Below are 16,613 nucleotides of genomic sequence, written 5' to 3'. Positions count from 1 at the left end.
AACCAGAATGGCAGCTTTAGAATTCACTAATTGACGCTCCACTAATTAACGAGATATTAATAAACCTGTCTGGCGCTGGGGGGCTCCTCTCGCGGACCGGTAATGGAAAAGTCACGTAAGGGAGTATCATCATGACTAAATTGACCAGCATGTTCCGTGCCTTCGCCCGCGAAGAAGACGGCATCGCGCTTACTGAATATCTCATCCTTCTCGGCGTACTCACCGCTGCCGTCATCACGGCGGTCACCCTTTCCGGCACCAACCTGGCTGCAGCTTGGGGCAGTTGGGCCGGCTTCTTCGCCACTCTCACCAGGCCAGCGTAACACCGGTGACGGTCAAAGGGCGGCTTGCCTGCCGTCTTTGACTATAGCTGGTACGTGGCACAAGCAATAAGCGGCTCATTGGCCGCTTATTGCTGAAATTTAGTTTTTTATGCCCAAGTGAAAAAGTTACTGCGTGGGCCGTTATTTGCTCAGGCGAAGAGTTACGGCGGGGGCCGTTAGATGAAAAGCTCCACCATCATAAGTCTGCTTGTCTCGGCCGCGCTGGCGCTGCTGGCTGTTTTGGGCGTCCGATCCTATCTCGCCAACCAGCGTGATCTCCTGGCATTGCACGCCGGCGTGGGCGGGCCTGTCTCCGGCGACACGATCCTCGTCGCCACGCGTGCGCTCCGTTTTGGCGAACCTGTCAAACCGGAGGATGTCAGGGCACTTGCATGGCCGACCGGAGAACTGCCGGCTGGCGCATTCCGCAAGCCGGAGGAACTGATCGGCAAGGATGGCGCGCTTCGCTACGTCATGTCGGCGATGGAAAAGGACGAACCGGTGCTCGCCTCCAAGATCACCGGCGCCGGCCAGCGCGCCACATTGTCAGCGGCGCTTGGCGAAGGCATGAAGGCGGTATCGATCCGCGTCAACGACGTGCTCGGCGTAGCCGGTTTCGTGCTGCCGGGCGACCGGGTCGACATCCTCGTGACGCGCGTGGTCCACGATCAGACCAGCGGCGACCAGACTTCTGTCGATGTGCTGCTCCAGGGTGTCAAGGTTCTGGCCGCCGACCAGACGGCGGACGACCGCACCGACAAGCCTTCTGTCGTCAAGACCGTGACGTTCGAAGTCACCACCGCCGAGGCGCAGAAGCTGACGCTGGCGGCCAGCATCGGCACGTTGTCGCTGGCGCTGCGCAATGTAGCCTCATCGGGAATAGAGCAGACGCAGCCGGTGACGCTCGCCGATCTAGGCGGCGGACCTGTGGCGCAAGTACTAAAGGACGAGCGCGCCGACCAGCAGGACAACAGACTTACCGATTTGGAAAAGCTCGTCCGGAACGTTGGCGACACGATCGGCACGCGCCTCGGCTCGATGGAAGACAAGCTCAAGCCCAACACCGTTGTTGTGGAAAAACAGGTTCAGGTTGAACCAGTCCTGGTAGCAGCGCCGAAGCCGGAATTCGTGGTGATCGGCGTTTCGCGCGATACAAAGCGGGAAGAATATCGGGTCCGGCCGCTGAACTGACAAGAAGCCATTCGGGGTGCGGATCAGGAAGGGGTTACGAGGCATGGGCAATCGCCGATCTGAAGACACGAGCGCGTGTAGGGCGAGGTCTCCACGGGTCTGCGCGATTGCTTTTATGGCGGCCGTACTCTCTCTTATTGCCGGCCTCGTCGCGCCGGCGCATGCCCAGCAGAAGAACATCACGATCGGCGGGGGAAACGTCGTCCATGTGACGGTCGCGCCCGGCAACACGCTGACGATCACCACCAGCCGGCGCTTCGCCGATCTCGTCGTTGGCAATCAGACTGTGGCGGACGTCGTCCCGCTGACCGAACGCTCGCTCTATATCCAGGGTAAGGAGTCGGGCGCCACCAACATTTCGGTCTACGACGACGCGAAAAATCTTCTCGGCGTCATCGATGTGCGCATCATGCTCGACTTCAAGCAGATGGAAGCGGCAATCCGCGCAGCGGTGCCGAGCTCGAAGCTGAGCGTCAGCAATGTCAACGACCGCATCCGGCTTTCCGGCGTGGTCAAGGACGGCGTCGACCTGGCCCGGGCGATGGAGATCGCACAGCAATATTCGAGCCAACCGGTACTCAACCAGGTTCGCGTCTCTGACGCGCAGCAGGTGATGCTGGAGGTGCGCATCATAGAGGCGTCGCGCAGCGCGGGGCGGGATCTCGGGATCGGGTTCAATGGTGCGAGTGCGAGCGGTGGCCTCTTTACCGCGGCTCCCCGGCTTCACATCGGCGTCAACGATGACACGCATCAGCTCCAGACAGAAGTCGGCGGCGTCGCCACGCAGAACGGCACGCCATTCGGCGAGATGATCGCCAAGGTGCTGGAAGTTTCCGGCTGGCGTATCGACGTTGTCATCAACGCACTGGAGGCAAAGGGTCTCGTCCGCCGGCTGGCGCAGCCAAACCTAGTGACGATGAGCGGCACCACCGCCAGCTTCCATGCCGGCGGAGAGGTGCCGATTACGCGCGCAGTGTCCACTGGCGGGGAACTCGCGACCGAGATCAGCTACCGGCCCTATGGCGTCAAGCTCTCCTTCACCCCGATTGTCCTTGACAATGGGCTCATCAACCTGGTGATCGAGCCGGAAGTCAGCGAAATCGACCGTTCCGTCACCGTCAACGGCAACCCCGGCTTCATTTCGCGCAAGGCCAATGCCACGATCGAACTGCGTGACGGGCAGAGCTTCGCCATGGCCGGCCTGCTGCAGGCAGTCAACGCCGGCGACGTGCAGCAAATGCCCTGGCTTGGTCAGGTTCCGGTGCTTGGGGCGCTGTTTCGATCCACCTCGTTCCAGAAGCGAGAGAGCGATCTGGTGATCGTGGTGACGCCGCGCATCGTGCGGCCGACCTCGCCCGAGGAGAAGCTGCATTCGCCGCTGGACCAGACGCGGCCAGGCAATGACGTGGATATGTTTATGCTTGGCATGCTGGAGGTCGACAAGGACATGATGCGGGACTTCAAGGACGGCAAGGGCGTCATCGGCCCCTACGGCCACATCATCGATCTCGATTTCGGAGGGGCGTATGCAGTCGGCAAGAAATAGGATTGTAGTCGCTCTCTGCGCATGCTTGCTGATGAGCAGTTGCGCCGATTACATGGCACACAGGGATTCGGTGACGCTTGGCCTTGGCGATGCACCGCAGGCCAATATAGGCATCCAAACGATCAACCCGTTCCCGCCGGAAGCTTGGAATACCAGAATCCGTGGCGACGGACGCACGGTTGCAAGAGCGCAGCAGCGCTATGCGCCAACAGCGGTGATCGTGCCGGTGCCGGCGGTAGCGGCGGCTGGAACGGGGACGGCGAACTGAGGACGAGCAGAAGAGGACAGGCAAGGAGCAGGCGGCGGCTCTGGGGTTTGCGAGCATGATGCGGCGAAAACCGATAGTTGGGGCTGGGATATGAGACGTAAGATCCTCGATGTGCTGCTTGATGAGCGCGGCTATGTTACCGCGCTGACGCTGATTACGATGCCGCTGCTTCTGGGCTTCAGCCTGCTGGTCATCGATGTGTCGCGGGGCAACAATCTCCATACCGATCTGCAGAATGCCGTCGACGCGCTGGCACTTGCCGGCGCAAAAGAGCTGAACGGAGCGCCGGACGCAATCACGCGAGCCGATGCCGCGATTGCCGACCTGGTCAAGAACGAAGCAAGGTTTTCCGACGGCGGACCGGTCACCATGGACAACACCAAAGTCAGCGTGACCTACCTGACCACCATTCCGCGCAGCGACGACACATCGATCGATACAGCCTGGATTGCAACGAATGGGACGACGGACGGCACTGCCGCGGCCTATGTCCTGGTCCATTCGACGCCTCGCGCCATGACCTCGTTGTTTCCGATACCTGTGGGGCTGACAAATCCGACGCTGAATTTTGAGGCTGAGGCCGTCGCGACATACACCGCCGCTGCGTGTGACGTTACACCGATGTTCATCTGCAATCCATTCGAAGGTCAGGGTCTTTCGATGGAGCAAGCATACGCACAGGGGTTGACCTACAGCCGCGAACTGCAGGTGCTCAAAACCGACAGTACACCAGGGCCCGGCAATTTCGGACTGCTGGACACCGATATTCCGCTCAAGGACGCCTTCGCCAAGGGCGCCAGCGGACAGTGCTACACCAAGAAATCCGTGGTCACCAAGACCGGCGTCACGTTCGGCCAAGTGAATGTCGGCCTGAACGTGCGTTTCGACATATACGCCGGAAGTCTGGGTTCGGCGAAGGGCGATCCGCTGTATCGCCCCGCCACCAACGTTCGAAAGGGAGCCAAGTTTACGACTGGTTCGTCTGGCTGCGGCAAGGTGGACAGTGACGTTCCGACCAAGGCAATGGGATTCGGGCCAGGAATGTATCCGACGCCCAGCTTGGGTATCAGCACTAATGGTTCCTGGGACCGAGCCGGCTATTGGAGTCTGAACCATGTCAGCACTCCCTTCCCGGCGGCGCTTCAGAACGCGTCACGCTACGATGTTTACAGATATGAAATTGACCACAATCTTGTTGCGGACAGGGCGGGCAACAAGGGGAGTGGCGAAAACGGCGTCCCCCGTTGCTACACGGGCGCACCGGCGACACTCAGTGACAAACCGGACCGTCGCACCATCTTCGCGGCCGTTGTGAATTGCGGCGACTTTTCCGATTCGACCAAGCACACGACGATCAGCGGCAAAACGACTCTTAAGCCCGATGCATTCGTCAGCATGTTCCTGACAAACCCTATCGAAAAGCAGGACAACAGCAAAGAAGACGATACAACCGCCAGTGAAAAGCCGATTCGCCTGGAGATCGTGGATGTTACGGGCCAGGGCGGCAGCGGGACGCTGGATCAGTTTCTGCGCGAGGAGGCGCAATTGGTCCGATGATCACCTGGCTGAAGCGGCTTCTCGACCGGTTTCACCGCGACGAGCACGGCGCGGTTCTGGCCGAGGCGCTGATAATCGTGCCGTTCGTCACGCTGTTTTCCGTTGGCATCCTGGAATTCGGCAACATGTTCTGGGAAAAGGAGCAGGTCGAGACCGGGCTACGTGACGCGGCGCGCTATCTTGGTCGCTGCCAGCCAAGCAATGCGCTTTCCGGCTACGTGTCGCAATGCAGCGAAACGGTCGCCCAGAGCATCGCCTACTACGGGACATCCGACCCTGCTGCCACAACGCTGCGGGTGCCAGGATGGAGCCCTGGTGGAAGCACCATCGCATTCGCGACGGTTACTCGCTCAGGGGAAAAGGTTGTCGTCGCGAGCACGTCACTTGCCTACAGTGCCTCACCGCTGTTTGGCTGGCTTGGCATCGCCGGCATCACCATCGAGGCCTATCACGAAGAAAGGTATATCGGATGGTGACGGCCGCCCCGTTCCGATCCTTCGCTCATGAGGAGTCCGGTGCAACACTCGCCGAAGGGCTGATCGTCATGCCCTTAGTCCTGCTGATCTTCGCCGCCTTCGTCGAGTTTGGCTATGCGATGTTCCAGTGGAACCAGACCGTCAAGGCGTTGCAGTTCGGCGCTCGCAAGGCGGCGGTTTCGAGTTCGATCGTAGCCGGCTTCGACCCCGTGACCGTGACTGCCCTGGCGTCTGGGAGCACGAACGGCGGAGTGGCGATACCGGTCGGCGCGCTCGGCCCATGGACATGCACCGACAGACCCGCGTGCACCTCGGAACTCAACCGCATCGTCTATGGCGCCGCCACGGCGACATCATGCAACGCTGTAGGAACCGGAAGCCCGGCAATGTGCCAACTGAACCCGCGTATCGGGATCGATAATGTTCGCGTCACCTACATGATGTCGGGACTTGGCTATTACGGAAGGCCGGGGGGCGCGGTGCTAACCATACGGATGGAAGTTCTCGGCATCACCTTCGATTTGCCTATACTTGGCGCTATATTAGGCATCAATAATGTGACGGTTCCAGCCATGCCAGTAACCGTCACAAGCGAAGACTTGAACACGAACTCGGGCAGCTGACCAAGGCTGCGGAATATCGGGCATTCTCGGATGACAAGCCATATGAACTTTTCGAGAAGAATAAAGGTGCTGATCGCCTCGGCGGATCAGGCGGCGTCCGAGTTCATGCAGAGCTCGCTGTCGGCGCTCTCGCAATACGATTCCGAGGTGAAGGATCATGGCGCGCTGCTGGACAAGCGCACGGCGGTCGATCCGGCAAGCTACGATTTGCTGGTGCTCGACGCCGGCGATGGCGCCCTCCTCGAAAGCACCGTCGCGCAGGAACTGCGGCGCAAGTTCGCCGCGCTTCCGCTGATCGTGGTTTCCGATCCGCTCACCGACCAGCGCATGCGGCTGCTGCTGAAGCTCAACGGCAGCGACTGGATGAGAAAGCCGCTGGACCGCAAGAGCTTCCTGGAAGCCGTGACCGGAAATGTGCAGATGGCGCATTCAGGCGGCAACCATGTGCATGCGGTCGTCTCGGCGGTGGGCGGAGCCGGCGGAACCTCCGTCGCAATCTCGCTGGCAGATGCCCTTTCCCGCACGGCGAAGAAAACGCAAGTCAGCGTTGCCCTGTTCGATCTCGATTTTGCCACCGGCGCTTGCGGTCACTACCTGAATACGCCCAATGACTACGATTTACGGCCGATCATCGCCCAGCCTTCGCGGGTCGATCTGGAATTCATCGACATTATCAAGAAGAAGCACCAGCGCGGTTTTTCGCTGCTGTCGTTCCGCCAACCCGGCGTCACCATGGCTCCCACCGGCGGCGAACTTGTCCTGCGCATGCTGGACGTCGTGTCTCTCCAGAACAATCACACCGTGGTCGACATCCCCTATTACGAGACGAGCTGGAAGGATGAACTGCTGGCCGCGGTCAATTCCGTCCATCTGGTCACCGAATTGACCATTCCCGGCCTGCAGCAGGCCAAGGAAGTCTACAACCGGATCAAGAAGCTCAGAAGCGACGATATTGCCATCAAGGTCATCGCCAACAAGCATCGCAGGCGTCTCTTCAGCTTTGGCATTGGCAAGAAGGACGCCAACAACATCTTCAAGCAATCGAGCGCTATGGTCGTCGAGGACGACTGGGGCACCATGAACGAGGCCATCAATCGCGGCATGCTGCCGGCCGAAGTCAACCCGCGATCGAAATTCGTCCGCCAGATCGAAAAACTTGCCGAGGCCGTCAAATGACCGGTCTGGGTCGGATTAGCCGCTTCGCGCGCGACAGCGCCCGAGCCGGTCTTGTGTTGGTGGCCGTCGCCGGCATCGGCAGAGCTGACGCGACGGGGCGACGAAGCGACCCGGTGCCGAAGAGCCTTGGGCCGATCACCAGGCGCGTCGTTGCGACGGAGACCAGGGAAAAGCCGGGAACAATCCTGATCTCGACCGCGGCGCGAACGCTCGACTTCGTCGTGGCGCCGGGCAAGGTCGCCAGATATTCGATCGGCGTAGCCAAGGATGGGTTCGTGTGGACCGGCACCGTGCGTGTCGGCGGGAAGGCCGAATGGCCGGAATGGCGGCCGCCGACCGAGATGCGCCAGCGCGATCCGCGGCTGCCGGAAATGATGCCGGCAGGCCCTTACAATCCGCTTGGCGCGCGCGCGATCTATCTGTTCAAAGGGCAGCGCGACACACTCTACCGCATCCACGGCACCAACGATGCGCCCTCGATCGGAGGATTCGTGTCTTCCGGCTGTTTTCGCATGACCAACGCCGATGTGCTGAAGCTTTATGGCGAGGTGCACATTGGCGCAAAAGTGATTGTCGAATAGGAAGAGCGGGCGGTATGGCCAACGGCATCATTGGACGATTTTACAGGTCACGTTCCGAGGATCTGCCGCAGGCGCCTGTCGCGGCGTTCGACCTCGCGCTCGCGGAGAAGAGCAAGACCGAAGTCGTTGCTTCCGTGCCGGCGATGACCGAGGAGCCGAAACCGGAGGAGCGCGGTGCTCTTGGCCCCGACATGGTTTCGGAGCGTGTGAACCTGCACCGCTATCTTCTGGACCGTATCAATCTCGGACTGCTTGAGACCGCGCAGAATGACGAACTCGCGGCAGAAATCCGGCCGCTGGTGCGCGAATACGTCCGGGCGCGGAATTTCCCGCTCAACGCACGTGAGCTCGACACCCTGATCAGCGACATTACCGACGAGATGCTCGGGCTCGGCCCGATAGAGCCGTTGCTCAAGGACGATACGATTTCCGATATCCTGATCAACGGCCATGAGCACGTCTACATCGAGCGCTATGGCCAGCTTGAGGATACCCCTATCCGGTTCAAGGACGAAGATCACCTTATGCGCGTGATCAACAAGATCGTCACGACCGTCGGGCGACGTGTGGACGAGTCGTCGCCGCTGGTCGACGCCCGGCTTCCCGACGGATCCCGCGTGAACGCTGCCATCAGGCCAGTCGCGATCGATGGTCCGCTCGTCTCGATCCGCAAGTTTTCGCGCCGCCCGTACACGCTCGACCGCCTTGTCGAAAGTCATTCTATGGCCAAGGCAATGCAGGTTCTGCTGACCGCGGCGGTCAAGGGCAAGGTCTCGATGATCATCTCCGGCGGGACCGGCTCCGGAAAGACCACCATGCTCAACGCGCTTTCGTCGCAGATTTCAAACCGCGAGCGCTTGATCACGATCGAAGACGCCGCCGAATTGCAGCTTCAGCAACCCCATGTCGGCCGGCTCGAAACGCGGCCGCCGACGCTGGACGGACGCGGCGAAATACGCCAGCGCGAGCTCCTGAAGAATGCGCTTCGCATGCGGCCCGACAGGATTATCGTCGGCGAAGTTCGCGGTGAGGAAGCGTTCGACATGCTGCAGGCCATGAACACCGGTCACGAAGGATCGATGACCACCATTCACGCCAACACGCCACGGGACGCGGTCTCCAGGCTTGAGCAAATGATCGGAATGGCCGGCATGCCGATGTCGCAGCTGAGCATCAAGTCCCAGATCGCTTCGGCAATCACCTTGATCGTCCAGGTCGAGCGCCTTCACGACGGCACGCGGCGCCTGATGTCGGTCACCGAAATCACCGGCATGGAGGGCGACGTCGTCCAGATGCAGGAGATCATGAAATTCCAGAAGCTTGGCGTTGACGACTTGAACAGGGTGAATGGTCAGTTCCGGGCAACCGGCATCCGTCCGCGATTCCTCGAGCATATCGCCGAACTCGGCTTCCAGCTGCCGGGCGACATTTTCGATCCGGCACGCTCGTTGGTGTAGGTGTGCAATGGAACTCATGCTCGTTTACGCAGCGGTTTTTATTGGTGGCCTGATACTGTTCGAGCGGGTCACGGGAATTGTCGCGCATCGCTTCCAGCGAAGCAGCGCGCTGAACTACCGCCTCAAGCTTCTGCAAGGCAACGAGGACAATCTCAGAGTTTTAAAGGGGATGGTTCGCGAAAGGGCGCTCGACTATGATCGAGGCGGTGTCAAGCCGGTGGTTCAACTGCGACGGTTGTTCGCGCAATCCGGACTGAAACTGGACGTTTTGAGGCTGGCGATCTACGCGCCTGTGGCTGCGGCACTGGTTTGGTTGTTGCTAAGCTACTTCGGCGTTTCGACTATTCCAAAAATCATTCTAGTGGTCTTCTTTTTGGCCGCCTTGCCGCTTGCCTTCGTGATGCGCATGCGCGGGGCCCGGATAAGAAAATTCACGGCCCAATTGCCCGGCACACTCGACGTGGTGACCCGGAGCCTTGCGGCTGGGCATCCATTGCCGACAGCGATTTCCATGGTCTCGCGGGAATTGCCTGATCCCATAGGGACGGAGTTCGGCATGCTCAGCGACGAACTCACCTACGGAACCGATCTCAACGATGCGATGCTCAACATGATCGAGCGCGTCGGAGCGGAGGACCTGAAGCTTCTGGCGATCTCGATGAGCGTCCAGCGTGGAACGGGCGGCAATTTTGTCGAGATCCTGGAGAACCTTGCGAACGTGATCCGCGAACGAGCGATCCTTCGAGCCAAGGTCAGGGCTTTGTCCGCCGAAGGCAGGATAACAGCCCTGACCATGTCGGCATTCCCTTTTATCCTTTATTTCTTGATCAGCACGCTTTCACCGTCATATTTCGACCCTGTCTGGGCGAGTGGATATACCAACGTTATTTTCACGATCGCCTTCATCGTGATGGCTATCGGGAATTATATTCTTTATAAACTTGTGAATTTCGATTTTTGAGTGCGATAGATGAATGAGACCCTGATCCTCCTTGCCACTTTCATCGGCGTTCTGCTTTTTTCGACGGTCATTGTTGGAAGAATTGCGAGCCAACGCGAAGTGGCGTCCAGGCTGACAGATGCCGCGACCGACGGCGAGGCGATCGGCGGTTCCTATTACGGACCTGCTTCCGAAATGGCCGATGACAAGTATGGTGTCTTTATCAAGCACTATTTCAATGTGGTCAGGAAAGACACGAATTCGAATTCCCTGCCGAACCGGCTCTTGCGAGCCGGGTTCTTTTCGCCGCGGGCGAGTGCAATATTTCAGGTTGCGCGTGCCGCGATCTCCTTACTGGCGGTGCTTGGTATATTTCTGGTTTTCGAACACTATTTGGTCAGCATTTCCAGGACAATGGCGATTCTGATGTCCATGTTAGGCGGGAGCTTTGTTTTTTTCATCGCCGGCGTCGTGCTCGAACGCATGGGCGTTGCCAAGGAGAAGGCCTATCGCAGGATCTTTCCCGATTTCATGGATATGTTGATCGTTTGCGTCGATTCTGGCCTGAGCGTCGAAGCGGCGGCCGATCGTGTCGCACGGGAGTTCATGGCGACCCGGCCCGATTTCGGGTTGCACCTTTCCATCATGATGCTTGAGGTGCGCGGCGGCCGGCGCTTGCGCGATGCATTGACGAACCTGGCGACCCGCCTGCGCATCGACGAGGCCAGGTCGCTTGCCGTGTTGTTTCGACAGTCGGAAGAACTTGGCTCCAGTGTGACGAAGAGCCTTCGCGTCTACAGCAAGGAAATGCGCCAGATGCGAATCCTGCGCGCCGAGGAAAAGGCCAATGCCCTGCCTGTCAAGATGCTCTTTCCGTTGGCTGTATTTCTGTTTCCGCTGAGCCTGATAATCGTCCTGGTGCCGATAATGATGCGCGTCGTTTCGATGCTGAAGTCGATGACGCCCGGGTAGCGTGCAACTCAGATCCGTGGAGGTAGAGCAACCGGCTTATCCCGCCAGCGGGCGTACGCGCGTCAACGAAATGCCTGCAAAGCCCATGGAATCGGGCTGAAACAAGTGCCAATAAATGGGAGATCGCAGGGCCTAACTAAGTCACCCTAAATCAAACCGCGAATCCCGGGCGTCGGTCCGTCTCCAAGCGGGTGCAAGTTGTCGTCCTGTGGCGATATGAGGCCGTCTACACTCGACGCCCGCCAAACCGCCGGAAACCGAATCTCCTTTCCCGCTTCGTCCAGAAGCCCCAGTAATTCGGGCTAAGGTGCGACCCAGAAGTTCGAAAAGCTTCCAAGAACCCAGAAAAAACTGGACGCCGCATCGGACAACAAGGGCCATGGATATCGCAGAGAACGCCGCCGATCAGGAGATCAATATCGTCGGCAAAAGAGCGTCCGAATAGGGCTGTCGCCGGTTTCGTCGTGAGAACGAAAAAAGAAGAGAAGCCGAACTTTCGTGTGGGATTCTTGCACACGGCATTACGCAACTATGTGATATTACTCAGCTATCTGTCCAATCCATCATCGGCGCCACGGCCAGTCTATGCTCTTGATTTTTCAGCATCTGTTTAACATCAGAACCTTAGAACCTGCCGCACACGCTGCGTCAGCAAGACCTTCCTGCAACGCGACGTTGCGCGGCGCCGGGGCACCGACACCAAGTCGATCGCAGTGAGACGCCGACAAAGCCCTGTTAGCGCGCCTGAAGCCTTCGGCGAACTCATCGACCTCCATATCAACGACATGTGCGATGTAGGCAAGTCCCCTCGCCGCTCCAAGGCCGCAGCCCTCGCTATGCTCCGAACATCTGGGGAAGTGCAGCATCGCCACCCTCGATCGCGAACGGCTCGTTCGCATCGGTCGTGATCGAGCCGCCCAGGGTGCCGGACGATGAGTCTCGGTATCGACATCACCTAGGGAAAGTCGTTGAGCGTCGTTCCTGGATGATCTGCCTGGTCGTGATCGCGACAGCCGCTGGCGAGAGCCGCCAAACACGCATGAGATTGTCTGAAGCGGAGGACCATCCATGGAAGGACCCATTTCGAGCTATTTTGCATCGATTGAACCCGTGGGGCCCTGACGTTTTCTGGACCGCTTGCTGCATCCGGCGCGGCATTTCAAACATCCCCACGACGTTTTGGCCGATGTTGCCCTGGACGATCAGGAGAAGCGCGCCATTCTTTCGCCATGGGCATCGGATGCCTGCGCCGTAGAATCCGTGCCAGCGCTTCGCATGCTGCCGCGAGCGGGTGAACCGGTCAGCTTCGACACGATCATGGATGCGTTGCAACAGTTGGATCAATCGGATGAGCGTGCCGGTCCTGACTGCAGTGACAGCGCGGCAGTGGCCGCGTTCGTACCATTCGTCGATCGGATTTAAGGGCGACGTAGTTGTTCTTGCACCATGGACCCGTCGGCGAGTGACCCCGCCGGCGGAAGGGGTGGCATTGGTGCGTTCGCCCAGATTGCCGATGAAAATTTTCCTATTCTTGCTCTTGAAGGTGCACGTCGCGATTCTAAATGATGGTCGCCGGCCGCCCAATGGGGCCGGCAACACCAGGAGGCGGCAAGGCTCTTGGCGCCTTCTGTTGTCCATGTTGCTCAAGGAGGATGTGGCTATGAAGACAAACCTCGATTTTACCCCTCTATACCGGTCCAGCATCGGCTTCGACCGCATGGTCGACATGCTTGAAAGTGCGAGCCGTGTGGCCTCGTTCGACAACTGGCCGCCCTACGATATCGCCAAGGTTGATGATGATCAGTATCGCATCACGATGGCGGTCGCCGGTTTCTCGCAGGACCAGCTGACCGTCACCCACCAGCCCAACATGCTGGTTGTGAGCGGGTCGCAATCCGGCGATGAGAACGGCCAGTATCTCTACCGCGGCATCAACGGGCGCGCTTTCGAGCGTCGGTTCGAACTGGCCGATCATGTCAAAGTCGAGGGCGCCAGCCTTGAGAACGGGCTGCTGAGCATCGATCTCAAGCGCGAGGTTCCCGAGGAGATGAAACCGCGCAAGATCGAAATCTCCAGCGGGGCTCCCATGCCGAAGATCGAGGCTCCCAAGGTCGAGACCGACAAGCTGGCCGCCTGAGCAATCCACCATGAAGGCTTTCGCTTGAGCCGGGCGTCCCGCCCGGCTCAGAGACCTACGAAAGGAGAAAGACAATGAGCGTACGTGACTTGATCCCATGGGGCCGGGGCAACGGAAACTCGGCGCCCAGTCTCTTCCCTGATGGAGATCGAGACCCCTTCGTCTCCCTCCACCGGGAGGTAAACCGGCTGTTCGATGACGCCTTCCGCAGCTTTGGCGCCAGACTGCCGGCCTTCGGTCCATCTTTCGCCGCCAGTTGGCCGAGTGTCGAAATCTCCGACACGGACAAGGAAGTCCGCGTCACGGCGGAAATACCTGGCCTGGACGAGAGCGATATAGAAGTCCTGCTGGAAAATGGGGCGCTCAAGCTTAAAGGCGAGAAGCGTTCCGAGACCGAGGACAAGGACCGGCAGTTCTCCGAGCGCTTCTACGGTCGCTTCGAGCGCCTCATTCCGCTCGGCTACGAGGTTGAAGAAGACAAGGTCAACGCCGCCTTCAAGAACGGGGTGTTGACCGTGACGTTGCCCAAGACCGAGCGGGCGCAGGCGAAGGCCAAGCGGATCGCAATCAACGGGAAGAACTGACGGATGCAGTATGGGTGGCGGCCCTTACGGCCGCTGCCCGTGCGACCCTTCATAACGGGAGGGACAGGCAATGGAGACAGTTCAAAGCAGCGACAACAGAAACCTAACCAAGACGTCCGTCCGGCCGGACAATGACAATCGGCCTCGTCTAGACGGGCCGGCTTTGTCAATGGGACGGTCAGTGTTTCCGGACGGCGCAACGGCGCGGATCTACCAGCCCTGCCGCTCGGCCATGACCTCGGCAAAGCCCCACAGGGACTGGCGATTGGTCTTCGAACGCCGCACAGCCCCGTTGATCGAGCCGCTGATGGGCTACACGGGTGGCGGGGACACCCTGACCCAGGTTGAACTGAACTTTCCGACGCTGGAAGCGGCGATCCGTTATGCCGAGCGTCAAGGCCTCAATTACGTGGTGCAGGCGGCACCTCCTGCTTCCCCGGCCAAGATCAGGAGACAGCATGTATCGGAGGAGAAACAGGCCTTTTCCGACCTGGTTTGGCAGCGGCTGCGATTGGCTTGGCTCCAGGCAAGTCACGGCTATGGCGCCGGTGCACAGGCAGCGCACATACAGACGGCGCTTTCGGAGCCCGAGACATTCTACGCCTCTCCGATGGAGGTCGTGGACGACCCGGTGCTCGCACCCGACGAGAAACGCGCCGTGCTCAAGAACTGGGCCTGGAACGAGTATCTGATCGACCTGGCCACCGCCGAAGGCATGCCGGAAAATGCACGCCCGTCGCGATTGGACGAGGTCGAACTCGCTCTGCTGGCCTTGGAAGTCCGAAACCGGGGCTTCCAGACCAGGACCAGCCCGTTGCACTCCCGGATAGCCGCATGATAAGGCAAGAAGGAACCCACTGATCGTCTTCGACGCCCAACGGACCATCCCGAAACCCTTCCCGCTTGCGGTCGCGGCAGCGGGCGGGCGCGCGCCGACAACTTTCCCAATGCGTGGGCGCCCGATTGCGCCTCGGCAGAACTCGGCCCAGTTGTTAGGATCGCGCTGATATGGACCCCAATGAATTGGCGACAGAGGTTCCTATGTATCAATCCTTCAACGGCTCCGCCCATCCCCTGGCACCGAAAGAGATCGCGATCGCGGCCGTCCCCGAAGACGAGCGTGTCTGGGTCCCACAGGCTAAGGGCGTGTGGTTCCGACCACTTATGCTCAACACAACGCAAGGCCAGTGGTGCAATCTGCTCCGCGTACGCCGGGCCGGGATATTAAGCCGTCATCTGCATCCGGCCCCCGTGCATGGCTATGTGATCAAGGGGCGTTGGCACTATCTTGAACACGACTGGGTGGCAGAGACCGGATCTTACGTTTTCGAGCCGCCCGGTGAAATCCACACGCTCACGGTTCCAAGCGACGTGCCCGAGATGATCACCTTCTTCAACATCTCCGGCTGCATGGTTTACCTGGACAAGGACAACAAGCAGATTGGTTTCGAGGACGTTTTCACCAAGATCGACATGTGCAGAAACCACTATGCGAGCGTGGGTCTCGGGGACGATTTCGTCGATCAATTCGTGCGGTAGACATCCGCCCGTTTGTCTTCCGCTGCGGTAAGTTCGCGCTCCGCCACAGAGGCGAAACGAGGAGATCTTGGTGACCGATTCCATATGGGCGATGCCCTTCTTCGCGGGCAAGGCCGTCGTCATTACCGGAGGCACGACAGGCATCGGAAACGGCATCGCCATGGCGTTCGCCGAGGCCGGGGCAATCGTCCATGCGACGGGGGCCACGGCCGCCGAGGTGGCGGCCGCTCGTGCATACGGCACCGCCGTCTCGTATTCAGTACTCGACGTCCGGGACATGACTGCGGTCGACGGATATTCCAGTCAGTTCACATCCGTTGCAGCGCTCGTAAATTGCGCAGGGGTAAACCTGCGCGCCGCCGAATTCACTGTCCAGGGTTTCGAAACGGTGGTCGATATCAATCTCACCGGCTCCATGCGGAGTGCGAGCGCGTTCCGAGGGGCACTCTCGAACGGGGGCGCCATCGTCAACATCGCCTCGATGTTCGCGTTTTTCGGCGCGGCTCATGCCCCGGCTTACGCCGCATCCAAGGGCGCCATCGTGCAACTTACCAAGTCGCTCGCCATCGCCTATGCCGGGGATGGCATCCGCGTAAACGCATTGGCGCCTGGCTGGATCGAGACCGCCATGACCGCCGCGCCACGGGCCGATCCAGCTCGCAACGCGGAATTGATGAAACGCACTCCGATGGGTCGCTGGGGTACGCCGGGCGACCTGACCGGCCCCGCCTTGTTCTTGTGTTCTCCGCTCGCGGGGTTCATCACTGGGGCAATTCTGCCGGTTGACGGTGGCTATCTCATTGCGTGAGGCGTTGGCTATGCTGCGCGACCGATCTCCAAGCCTGTGTCGTCGAGATCAAGATCGAACGCGACCAATCGACCATGCCTGACCGCAATTGCCGCCACCAACTCCGCAAGCTCGCCATCCGTATGCTCGCAAAAAGCTGCCTGTTTCCTGACAATCGTGACCGCATCCCGGGTCGATACGACAGAGAACGGCCTCCGGGATCTCACGAATGATTCCGCAACCTCGGCGACGGATGAAGCTCGGTCAAAATTATCTTGCATACTTGCACCTCTGTACGACGCTAGCCCAAGCTCGGCCCGCGCAAATTGTTCCCATTGGCCTAATGCAGCCAGTTAGCATCCGGCTTGGGCTCCTTTGTGTGCGAAGGCCGGGAGCAACGCGACATGGCCGTCGCCGTCTGCCTTAGACAGTCGGCTGGACGCATTCGTCTCCGAA

The 16,613-nt window shown here is 59.7% G+C and carries 18 protein-coding genes; all 18 read left to right on the top strand.

The features are described from left to right. Nucleotides 1-131 precede the first annotated feature (131 nt). The 18 genes from AC3EML_RS20485 (at nt 132) to AC3EML_RS20400 (ending at nt 16,178) form a co-directional block, all read left to right on the top strand. Nucleotides 132-323: a Flp family type IVb pilin gene (locus AC3EML_RS20485; RefSeq protein ID WP_352520343.1), complete on the top strand. Its 192-nt coding sequence runs from the start codon at nt 132-134 to the stop codon at nt 321-323. Nucleotides 324-503: 180 nt separating this feature from the next. Further along, a complete protein-coding gene (gene cpaB, locus AC3EML_RS20480; protein WP_352520342.1) occupies nt 504-1,514 on the top strand; it encodes a Flp pilus assembly protein CpaB in 1,011 nt (336 codons plus the stop codon). A 115-nt stretch (nt 1,515-1,629) separates the two neighbouring features. Continuing rightward, complete coding sequence (locus AC3EML_RS20475; protein ID WP_352520341.1) at nt 1,630-3,060, top strand: type II and III secretion system protein family protein; 1,431 nt, start codon at nt 1,630-1,632, stop codon at nt 3,058-3,060. Nucleotides 3,061-3,112: 52 nt separating this feature from the next. Continuing rightward, the gene (locus AC3EML_RS20470; protein ID WP_352520340.1) at nt 3,113-3,328 is read left to right on the top strand and encodes a hypothetical protein; all 216 of its coding nucleotides are present in this window, start codon (nt 3,113-3,115) and stop codon (nt 3,326-3,328) included. Nucleotides 3,329-3,418: 90 nt separating this feature from the next. Beyond that, nucleotides 3,419-4,885 (top strand): TadE/TadG family type IV pilus assembly protein, encoded by a 1,467-nt coding sequence (locus AC3EML_RS20465; RefSeq protein ID WP_352520339.1) that lies wholly within the window; start codon nt 3,419-3,421, stop codon nt 4,883-4,885. Further along, nucleotides 4,882-5,361 carry a TadE/TadG family type IV pilus assembly protein gene (locus tag AC3EML_RS20460; RefSeq protein ID WP_352520338.1) on the top strand — a complete coding sequence of 160 codons (480 nt, stop codon included), beginning with the start codon at nt 4,882-4,884 and terminating at the stop codon, nt 5,359-5,361. Before AC3EML_RS20465 ends, AC3EML_RS20460 begins: the two co-directional genes overlap by 4 nt. After that, nucleotides 5,355-5,984 carry a TadE/TadG family type IV pilus assembly protein gene (locus AC3EML_RS20455; protein WP_352520337.1) on the top strand — a complete coding sequence of 210 codons (630 nt, stop codon included), beginning with the start codon at nt 5,355-5,357 and terminating at the stop codon, nt 5,982-5,984. Before AC3EML_RS20460 ends, AC3EML_RS20455 begins: the two co-directional genes overlap by 7 nt. A 42-nt stretch (nt 5,985-6,026) precedes the next feature. After that, nucleotides 6,027-7,160 carry a pilus assembly protein gene (locus AC3EML_RS20450; protein WP_352520336.1) on the top strand — a complete coding sequence of 378 codons (1,134 nt, stop codon included), beginning with the start codon at nt 6,027-6,029 and terminating at the stop codon, nt 7,158-7,160. After that, nucleotides 7,157-7,741: a L,D-transpeptidase gene (locus tag AC3EML_RS20445; protein WP_352520335.1), complete on the top strand. Its 585-nt coding sequence runs from the start codon at nt 7,157-7,159 to the stop codon at nt 7,739-7,741. Before AC3EML_RS20450 ends, AC3EML_RS20445 begins: the two co-directional genes overlap by 4 nt. 14 nt (nt 7,742-7,755) lie before the next feature. Further along, entirely contained in the window at nt 7,756-9,198 is a 1,443-nt protein-coding gene (locus AC3EML_RS20440) for a TadA family conjugal transfer-associated ATPase (RefSeq protein WP_352520334.1), read from the top strand. Between the two features lie 7 nt (nt 9,199-9,205). Continuing rightward, nucleotides 9,206-10,159, top strand: coding sequence for a type II secretion system F family protein (locus tag AC3EML_RS20435; protein ID WP_352520333.1), 954 nt, complete (start codon nt 9,206-9,208; stop codon nt 10,157-10,159). Nucleotides 10,160-10,168: 9 nt separating this feature from the next. After that, nucleotides 10,169-11,110 carry a type II secretion system F family protein gene (locus tag AC3EML_RS20430; protein WP_352520332.1) on the top strand — a complete coding sequence of 314 codons (942 nt, stop codon included), beginning with the start codon at nt 10,169-10,171 and terminating at the stop codon, nt 11,108-11,110. 1,137 nt (nt 11,111-12,247) lie between these two features. Continuing rightward, nucleotides 12,248-12,532, top strand: coding sequence for a hypothetical protein (locus AC3EML_RS20425; protein ID WP_348626206.1), 285 nt, complete (start codon nt 12,248-12,250; stop codon nt 12,530-12,532). A gap of 238 nt (nt 12,533-12,770) precedes the next feature. Continuing rightward, nucleotides 12,771-13,247, top strand: a complete 477-nt coding sequence (locus AC3EML_RS20420) for an Hsp20 family protein (protein WP_352520331.1) — start codon at nt 12,771-12,773, stop codon at nt 13,245-13,247. 74 nt (nt 13,248-13,321) lie between these two features. After that, a complete protein-coding gene (locus AC3EML_RS20415) occupies nt 13,322-13,831 on the top strand; it encodes an Hsp20/alpha crystallin family protein (protein WP_023696160.1) in 510 nt (169 codons plus the stop codon). 70 nt (nt 13,832-13,901) lie between these two features. Further along, a complete protein-coding gene (locus tag AC3EML_RS20410; RefSeq protein ID WP_352520330.1) occupies nt 13,902-14,669 on the top strand; it encodes an NADH dehydrogenase ubiquinone Fe-S protein 4 in 768 nt (255 codons plus the stop codon). A gap of 203 nt (nt 14,670-14,872) precedes the next feature. Then, on the top strand, nt 14,873-15,370 hold the full coding sequence (locus AC3EML_RS20405; RefSeq protein WP_352520558.1) for a 2,4'-dihydroxyacetophenone dioxygenase family protein: 498 nt from the start codon (nt 14,873-14,875) through the stop codon (nt 15,368-15,370). 70 nt (nt 15,371-15,440) lie between these two features. Beyond that, nucleotides 15,441-16,178, top strand: coding sequence for an SDR family NAD(P)-dependent oxidoreductase (locus AC3EML_RS20400; RefSeq protein ID WP_352520329.1), 738 nt, complete (start codon nt 15,441-15,443; stop codon nt 16,176-16,178). Nucleotides 16,179-16,613 lie beyond the last annotated feature (435 nt).

The organism is Mesorhizobium sp. P170090, from assembly GCF_057786115.1.
This window is presented reverse-complemented; position numbering and strand designations above follow the sequence as displayed.

What these genes read in the sequence shown, in the direction of transcription:
- cpaB (WP_352520342.1), top strand. Translation starts at nt 504, where the DNA reads ATGAAAAGCTCCACCATCATAAGTCTGCTTGTCTCGGCCGCGCTGGCG.
- AC3EML_RS20465 (WP_352520339.1), top strand. Translation starts at nt 3,419, where the DNA reads ATGAGACGTAAGATCCTCGATGTGCTGCTTGATGAGCGCGGCTATGTT.
- AC3EML_RS20460 (WP_352520338.1), top strand. Translation starts at nt 4,882, where the DNA reads ATGATCACCTGGCTGAAGCGGCTTCTCGACCGGTTTCACCGCGACGAG.
- AC3EML_RS20405 (WP_352520558.1), top strand. Translation starts at nt 14,873, where the DNA reads ATGTATCAATCCTTCAACGGCTCCGCCCATCCCCTGGCACCGAAAGAG.
- AC3EML_RS20415 (WP_023696160.1), top strand. Translation starts at nt 13,322, where the DNA reads ATGAGCGTACGTGACTTGATCCCATGGGGCCGGGGCAACGGAAACTCG.
- AC3EML_RS20485 (WP_352520343.1), top strand. Translation starts at nt 132, where the DNA reads ATGACTAAATTGACCAGCATGTTCCGTGCCTTCGCCCGCGAAGAAGAC.
- AC3EML_RS20410 (WP_352520330.1), top strand. Translation starts at nt 13,902, where the DNA reads ATGGAGACAGTTCAAAGCAGCGACAACAGAAACCTAACCAAGACGTCC.
- AC3EML_RS20440 (WP_352520334.1), top strand. Translation starts at nt 7,756, where the DNA reads ATGGCCAACGGCATCATTGGACGATTTTACAGGTCACGTTCCGAGGAT.
- AC3EML_RS20455 (WP_352520337.1), top strand. Translation starts at nt 5,355, where the DNA reads ATGGTGACGGCCGCCCCGTTCCGATCCTTCGCTCATGAGGAGTCCGGT.
- AC3EML_RS20430 (WP_352520332.1), top strand. Translation starts at nt 10,169, where the DNA reads ATGAATGAGACCCTGATCCTCCTTGCCACTTTCATCGGCGTTCTGCTT.
- AC3EML_RS20420 (WP_352520331.1), top strand. Translation starts at nt 12,771, where the DNA reads ATGAAGACAAACCTCGATTTTACCCCTCTATACCGGTCCAGCATCGGC.
- AC3EML_RS20470 (WP_352520340.1), top strand. Translation starts at nt 3,113, where the DNA reads ATGGCACACAGGGATTCGGTGACGCTTGGCCTTGGCGATGCACCGCAG.
- AC3EML_RS20450 (WP_352520336.1), top strand. Translation starts at nt 6,027, where the DNA reads ATGAACTTTTCGAGAAGAATAAAGGTGCTGATCGCCTCGGCGGATCAG.
- AC3EML_RS20435 (WP_352520333.1), top strand. Translation starts at nt 9,206, where the DNA reads ATGGAACTCATGCTCGTTTACGCAGCGGTTTTTATTGGTGGCCTGATA.
- AC3EML_RS20445 (WP_352520335.1), top strand. Translation starts at nt 7,157, where the DNA reads ATGACCGGTCTGGGTCGGATTAGCCGCTTCGCGCGCGACAGCGCCCGA.
- AC3EML_RS20475 (WP_352520341.1), top strand. Translation starts at nt 1,630, where the DNA reads ATGGCGGCCGTACTCTCTCTTATTGCCGGCCTCGTCGCGCCGGCGCAT.